Below are 6,909 nucleotides of genomic sequence, written 5' to 3'. Positions count from 1 at the left end.
CCGCGCGGGGTGCGGCCCGCGCCCGGCGGGGGGGCCCGCGCCCGGGCCGACCCCCCCCCCCCCCCCCCCGCCCCCCCCCCCCCCCCCCGGGCGGCGCGGGGGGGGGGGCCCCCCCCCCCCCCCCCCCCACGTCTCACCTCTGGAGTCACCCCCTCATGCAGAACGCACCGGATTCTTCGCTGATCGGGGAGGAGTACGAGGTCGAGGTCGGTCCCGTGGCACACGGCGGCCACTGCATCGCCCGCACCGACGAGGGCCGCGTGCTGTTCGTACGGCACGCGCTGCCCGGCGAGAAGGTTCTCGCCCGCGTCACCGAGGGTGAGGAGGACTCGCGCTTCCTGCGCGCCGACGCCGTACGGATCGTCGAGGCGTCCAAGGACCGCGTCGAGGCCCCCTGCCCGTATGCCGGGCCGGGCCTGTGCGGAGGCTGCGACTGGCAGCACGCCAAGCCGGGTGCGCAGCGGCGGCTCAAGGGCGAGGTGATCGCGGAGCAGTTGCAGCGGCTCGCCGGTCTGACCCCCGAGGAGGCCGGCTGGGACGGCACCGTGATGCCGGCCCCGGGCGACAAGCTCCCGGCCGGCGAGGTGCCCGCCTGGCGCACTCGGGTGCAGTACGCGATCGACGCAGAGGGACGCGCCGGGCTGCGCAAACACCGCTCGCACGACGTCCAGCCCATCGACCACTGCATGATCGCGGCGCCGGGCGTCAGCGAACTGGGCATCGAGAAGCGGGAATGGCCGCAGATGGCCGCGGTGGAGGCGATCGCGGCGACCGGTTCCCACGACCGCCAGGTCGTCCTCACCCCGCGCCCCGGCGGCCGGCTCCCGCTGGTCGAACTCGACAAGCCCGTCTCGGTGTTGCGCGTGGACGAGAAGGACGGCGGTGTCCACCGGGTCCACGGCCGCGCCTTCGTCCGTGAGCGCGCCGACGAGCGTACGTACCGCGTGGGCATGGGCGGCTTCTGGCAGGTGCACCCGCAGGCGGCGGACGTCCTGGTGAAGGCCGTGATGCAGGGCCTGCTGCCGCGCAAGGGCGACATGGCACTCGACCTCTACTGCGGCGTGGGCCTGTTCGCGGGCGCGCTCGCGGACCGGGTCGGCGAGAAGGGCGCGGTGCTCGGCATCGAGTCCGGCAAGCGCGCGGTGGAGGACGCCCGGCACAACCTCCAGGACTTCGAGCGCGTCCGCATCGAACAGGGCAAGGTGGAGCAGGTCCTGCCGCGGACCCGGATCACCGAGGTCGACCTGATCGTCCTCGACCCGCCGCGCGCGGGCGCCGGCAGGCAGACGGTCAAGCACCTCGCCTCACTGGGCGCCCGCCGCATCGCCTACGTGGCCTGCGACCCGGCGGCGCTGGCCCGCGACCTGGCGTACTTCCGCGAGGGCGGCTACAAGCCGCGCACACTGCGGGCGTTCGACCTGTTCCCGATGACCCACCACGTGGAGTGTGTCGCCATCCTTGAACCGGCCGCAAAGGGCGCCTGACCTGCGGTTTCTCCCGTGCGCATTATGTGCAGTGTGGGCGTTACGGGCGATATCTTGACGCTGAAATGACGCTCGTGACGCTCAAATGACGCTCGTTCTGACGGGACGTCACATGGCTGATCGTGCAGGTCACGTTGGCTGGGAGGCGCGCTCCCGTGGGCTGGTTTTGCGGGAACTTGAAGAAGATTCCGCCGGGTTACGGCGCCCGCCGCTGGTTGCGGTGGCAGGCGCGCTGCTGCCGTACTTCGGCGGCCGGACGTGTGGCGGAGCGGGCGTCAGTAGGTGGGGCCGTAGGGGCTCCAGTGCCCGAGGAAGGGCTTCAGGTCGTCGAGGCGTGGCTCGGGAATGTCGGGCAGCCGGGGCGGTGTGTTCAGTGGGTCGAGGCGCTCCACGCGGGCCCTTGCCCAGTCGATCCAGGCTTCGGCTTCGGTCCGGGTCTGGCCTGGGGGCATGGCCTCGACCCGGGTGCGTACAGCGCTCACGTACTCCGTCAGTCGGGTGGCGTGGCGCCATGTCGCTTCCTGCGCCTCGAAGTGCCTGACGCGGTACGCCTCGGCGTACCGGATTCGGGCTTCTTCCATGGCGGCTTCCCAGCGGATGCGCTTCTGGCGTGCCACTTCGATCTCGTCCAGGCGTCTGCGCTCGGCGGCTTCGCCGCGGAGGGTGACCTCCTGGGCGATCTCGGCGAGCTGGTCTTCCAGGGGGTGGCCGGGGGTATCGGACCATTCGCTGGCCCGATGCGGTTGGCCGCCGCTGAGGACGAAGCGGAGACGCTCGGACGGGGTGTAGTCGAAGCGGGGGATCCTGACCCAGGAGTCCTTCTTGGCCGCGGTGAGTTCCTTCTCGGTGGCGACGTGCTCGGTCCGGTCTTGCTCCTGGAGGACAAGGAACCCCACAGTCTGGCCCTGTGCGGTGATGGTGAAGTGGGGAGATGCCCTACGACGGCGATGAGACGGGGGCGCGAAGCCGGTCTGTCCTGCCGAGCTGGAATGTCCTTCGGCCTCGGCAGCGGTGATCAGCGCCTGGACGAGCCGGAGGGCACGTCCTTGGACGGGCTTCGTGAGGCCCAGTGGCTGTTGTTCGTTCTGCATGGCCCGGACCACGGTGTGCGGCCGCGTGAGCCGGGAGGGAACGGGGACGGGTTCGAGGACGGCGAGGCGCCAGGCGGGGATGTCGACGAGCTTGATCTCGTACCCGCCCTGGCACCAACCCCCGTACAGCTCCTTCGTCTCCGGAATCCTTCCGGACCTGCGTGCCGCGGCGACGCGAGACGGCCACTTCTCCAAGTCCGGCCCGCTTCCGCTCTTGACGATCCTGCCGCCGGCCTCCGCGAGCTCTTGCAGCAGCTGCTCCGTGAACGTCACCCGAGGCTGTGATGGAGGGCTTGGCCTCCGCCCGGCGGCCGGAGTTTCCTGCGCTCGGGTGGACTGGGGTCGTGGAGCGGCGGCCTGGGTCTTCGGCGGGCGTGACCCGCGGGGAGGGTACGCGCCGTGCGCCAGGTAGTGTTGGCCAGCACTCGTCAGGGTGACGCTCCACTGCCCGGCCTTCCGGGAAACCGTGACCAAGCCCCGGTTCTGCAGTGCCTGACAGGTGCTCTTGTAGGAGCTGGTCTCCCAAACACCGGCAGGGCATCCGTCTTCCACCCACTGCAGCACCGAGAGTTGCCGCTCATTGACCTGCCGTTCCAATGGCCCGCCTTCGACTCGAGGTTGACGTGCGACGGCGGCATGTTGTCAGTTCCGTTCGGCAGCGACGGGTGGTTCGAAAAAATTCGCTCGAACGAGGGGGTGACGTGGACCATGTCTATGTCCGCGCGGGCGGCGCCTTCACCGTTGCCATCAACTCGACCTCCGTGACCTGCTGGCGAGACAGCCCAGTGGCTTCGGTCGGGACCTTCAGCCACTGAACTTCGCGCGCAAGCTTTCGTTCTCCTTCTCCAGCGTCTTAACGCGTCGTTCGAGTTCGGCTCGTGTCGGCTTCTTCGGGGGCGGCGGAGGTGTGGGGACCGTGGGTTCCGGTGGCTCGCCGCGCAGTCCGATGGGTTCGAAGGCCACGATCGTTTGCCAGGCATCTCCGCACTCAGGGCATTGCTTCCTGGACCCTCCAGCATCGATGGGGTCGGTGTACGTGTAATGCGCCTCCGTCTCGATGATGTGGCCGCAGTACAGCCGGACACGCCACCGCATGATCTCGTGGTCGGCCTTCTTGAAGGACTGCATCAGCTTCGCGACGTTCTCGAACGCCTGGCGGCGGCGCTCTGCCATCGCCGGGTCTGCCCGGCATTTGGCATTGTCCTCTTCGACCTGTCGTCGAATCGATACGCTGCTCTCCTCGCTCTGTTTCTGACGGCGGTGGTCCCTGCGGGTGAGTTCGTACTCTTCCAACGGAACCCCGCTGCTCCGGTATTCGACTTCGCGCATGACGGTCAGCGTAGAAGCGGCGCCTACGCGGCCGTGGGGAAGAACGGTCTTGGTCAACCAGCTTGCGGTTCTGCCCATGAGTGACCGCCGGGGTGCGTGTCGCGTACGCTCCGAGGCCAGCCGCGTGGGCTCGCGTGGTGCGGCGGCGATGGCCGCTCTGAAGCAAGCCATGGGCTACCGTCGACGAGCAACCGACGGTCCCGGTCAAGCCGCCGCCGGGCGCAAACCCAACACCGCCGCCCATCCACTCGAACGAAACAAGAGCAGACGGATTCCCGCCAGTTAGCCGGTTTTGATCAATCAGTGGCTCGCCACTGACGCTGTTGGGCAGTATGCCGTCCTGGGGCATTGTCGGTTGAGAGAACCGGAGGGGGAACATGGCGATCAGAGTGCTGCCGGTGTCTGCGGAGCAGTCGGAGCTGCTGGACGCGGTTATCGCTTTGGGCGACCGATACACGAAGTATCTGGGTCTGCTGACGCCGCCTGCCTACCGTAAGCACGCTGAGGACGACGGCCTGCTGGTAGCCGTGGATGACGAGGAGGTCGTCGGTTACGCCCTCTTCGGGCTGCCCAAGCGGAGCCTGCATGTGCGGCTGGCTCACTTGTGCGTGGCAGAGGAACACCGAGGCAAGGGTGTCGCTCGTGAGCTGATCGAGGCGATCCGCGCGCGGCACGCTCATCGGCTCGGCATTCGCGCGAAGTGCCGGCGCGACTACGGACTCAGCGGCATGTGGACGGCGCTGGGCTTTGTTCCCAAGGGAGAGAGCCTGGGGCGGGGCAAGGACAAGAAGACGCTGGACACCTGGTGGCTCGACCTGGGGCACGAGGACCTGTTCACGGAGGCTCAGAGCGATGCGCTGCTGGTGGTGACCGTCGATCACGGCGTGTTCGCCGGGCTGCGCGGTACGGGAGCGGAGCGCGCTGTTGCGGAGTCACGTGCTCTCGCGGCGGGATGGCTCGCCGACCTGATCGAGCTCGCGTTCACTCCACAGCTTCTGCACGATGTACGTGATGTCGAGGAGCGTGAGGCGCGCAACCATCAGCGTGCGGGGCTCGTCGAGTTGCGGTCACTGTCTCCCAACAGCGCCGCCGTGGCCATCCGCTTGGAGGAGCTGGCCGCGGCAGCGAGGAAGGAGCTTCCTGATGTCCCCCTCGATGGCCGGCACCGCGCCCGCTTGCGCTACGTGGCCGAGACGTCGTGTGCCGGGCTCCAGGTACTGGTGACGCGCGATCCCGCACTGGCGGCTCTGGCAGACATCGCCTGGGACGTCGCACGGGTCAAGGTCGTCTCCCCGGCGGTGGTCACGCTGCATGTGGACGAACTGCGCCAGGCCCAGGTGTACCGTCCTGCGGATCTCATGGGCACTACCTTCTCCGCCGAGGAGATCGCGCCAGGCAGTGAAGGAGAGCTGGTCGCCTTCTTCGACCAGGCCGAGGGCGACCGTGGAACGGCCTTCGCGGAGCGGCTGAAAAGTCTCGCCGATGACGGGGTGCTGTGGCGCAGGGAGCTACTCCGGGACGGAGAGGGGCATCCGGTAGCTCTCTACGTCTGGGCCATGGACGGCCGCACGCTGAACGTCGCGTTTCTCCGCACGGCATCGCACCCGCTGGAGGAGACACTGGCGCGGCAACTGCTGTTCATGCTCAAGCGGCTTGGCCGAGAGCGAGAGGCGCAGGCGGTCCGTATCACCGATCCGTTCCTGTCGCCGACAGCGATGACGGCGGCCGGCGCCGACGGCTTCACCGAGGACGAGAGCGGCTTCACCGCACTGCTGGTCGACGTCTGCGGACCTGCCGAGGCTGTCTCGCAGAAGGCTGCGGAGATCGCAAAACGCATGAGGCGGTCGGCTCCGCGGCTGGATGATCGCGTGTCGCCCGAGATCGCGAGCATGGCCGAGCGGGTGTGGTGGCCGGCCAAACTGATTGACACGGCCCTGCCCTCCTTCATCGCGCCCATCAAGCCACGCTGGTCCACGGAGCTCTTTGACGTTCCGGCCATGCTCGTTCCCCGGGACGACGTACTGGGCATCAGCCGCGAGCACGTCTACTACCGCTCGTCCGGACACCGAGGAGAGAGCGTTCCCGCCCGGATCCTGTGGTACGTCAGCGAGGGGACTTCCGGGCAGCAGGGCAAGATGGTCATCGGCTGCTCGCGCCTCGACGAGGTGGTCATCGACGACCCCGACACCCTCTTCTCGCGATTCGAACACCTGGGCGTATATGGTCATGCCGAAGTGCGTGCTGCAGCCGATGTGTCGGGCAAGGCCATGGCGTTGAGGTTTTCGGACACGGAGATCTTTCCCGTACAGGTGACGCATGCACGAGTGACCGCGTTGGCCAAGGGGCTGGGGCTACGGTGGATACCGCCGATGCAGCTGTCGAAGATCAGCAGTGCGCTGTTCCATGCCATGTACGAAGAGGGGCACCGAAAGACGTGAGTGATCCGGAGCGCGCGATGCTGCTGTCCGTCCACCCTCGGTTTGCCACGGCGATCCTGGCTGGGACCAAGACGGTGGAGGTCCGTCGGCAGCGCGTCGCCGCCCCGCCTGGAACGCCAGTACTCCTCTATGCGACCGCGCCCACGATGGCCATCGTGGGCATGGCGCGGATTGCTTCCGTGCAGGTGGCCTCCCCTCGGGAGGTCTGGTCGGCCAGCCGCACGAGTGCCGGGATCAGTCGGCGTGAGTATGACGAGTACATGAGCGGAGCGACTCAGGCCAGCGGTCTGTCACTCGAGGAACCGATCACCTTCGAGGACCCGGTATCGCTGGCCGCGCTGCGAGCCTCCGGCACGTTCCACCCGCCGCAGAGCTACCGGTACTTGACCGGCGAAGACCTCCGGAAGGTCGCTGAGGTAGCACCAGTGACCGGAGCGGCCCTTCAGGGCGCATTGAACGACCTGACGCCGGCCTAGAAGGCTGCTGAAGATCTTGTTGTGGGGCTGTCCGGCCGGAGGCCGGGCGGCCCTTTTCGCTATGCGGTGGCCGGGGTGAGGTGCCAGGTGG

Annotated in this window: 5 protein-coding genes; 3 read left to right on the top strand and 2 right to left on the bottom strand. The window is 68.2% G+C overall.

What is annotated here, in order from left to right; genetic code table 11:
* Positions 1–155 precede the first annotated feature (155 nt).
* Positions 156–1,484 (top strand): class I SAM-dependent RNA methyltransferase, encoded by a 1,329-nt coding sequence (locus tag ACH5AF_RS35225; protein ID WP_398907620.1) that lies wholly within the window; start codon positions 156–158, stop codon positions 1,482–1,484.
* A 275-nt stretch (positions 1,485–1,759) separates the two neighbouring features.
* On the opposite strand, the gene ACH5AF_RS35220 is transcribed toward ACH5AF_RS35225, so the two are convergent.
* Together ACH5AF_RS35220 and ACH5AF_RS35215 are read right to left on the bottom strand one after the other, a co-directional pair.
* Complete coding sequence (locus ACH5AF_RS35220) at positions 1,760–2,848, bottom strand: hypothetical protein (protein ID WP_398907618.1); 1,089 nt, start codon at positions 2,846–2,848, stop codon at positions 1,760–1,762.
* Between the two features lie 531 nt (positions 2,849–3,379).
* Entirely contained in the window at positions 3,380–3,904 is a 525-nt protein-coding gene (locus tag ACH5AF_RS35215; RefSeq protein ID WP_398907616.1) for a hypothetical protein, read from the bottom strand.
* 377 nt (positions 3,905–4,281) lie between these two features.
* Here ACH5AF_RS35215 and ACH5AF_RS35210 point away from each other — a divergent pair, with 377 nt between their 5' ends.
* Positions 4,282–6,342: a GNAT family N-acetyltransferase gene (locus ACH5AF_RS35210; protein ID WP_398907614.1), complete on the top strand. Its 2,061-nt coding sequence runs from the start codon at positions 4,282–4,284 to the stop codon at positions 6,340–6,342.
* The gene (locus ACH5AF_RS35205; protein WP_223837665.1) at positions 6,339–6,818 is read left to right on the top strand and encodes an ASCH domain-containing protein; all 480 of its coding nucleotides are present in this window, start codon (positions 6,339–6,341) and stop codon (positions 6,816–6,818) included. The genes ACH5AF_RS35210 and ACH5AF_RS35205 overlap by 4 nt, the downstream gene beginning before the upstream one ends.
* Positions 6,819–6,909 lie beyond the last annotated feature (91 nt).

Origin of the sequence: Streptomyces sp. NPDC018833, assembly GCF_044390825.1 — a bacterium.
GTDB lineage: Bacteria > Actinomycetota > Actinomycetes > Streptomycetales > Streptomycetaceae > Streptomyces.
This window is presented reverse-complemented; position numbering and strand designations above follow the sequence as displayed.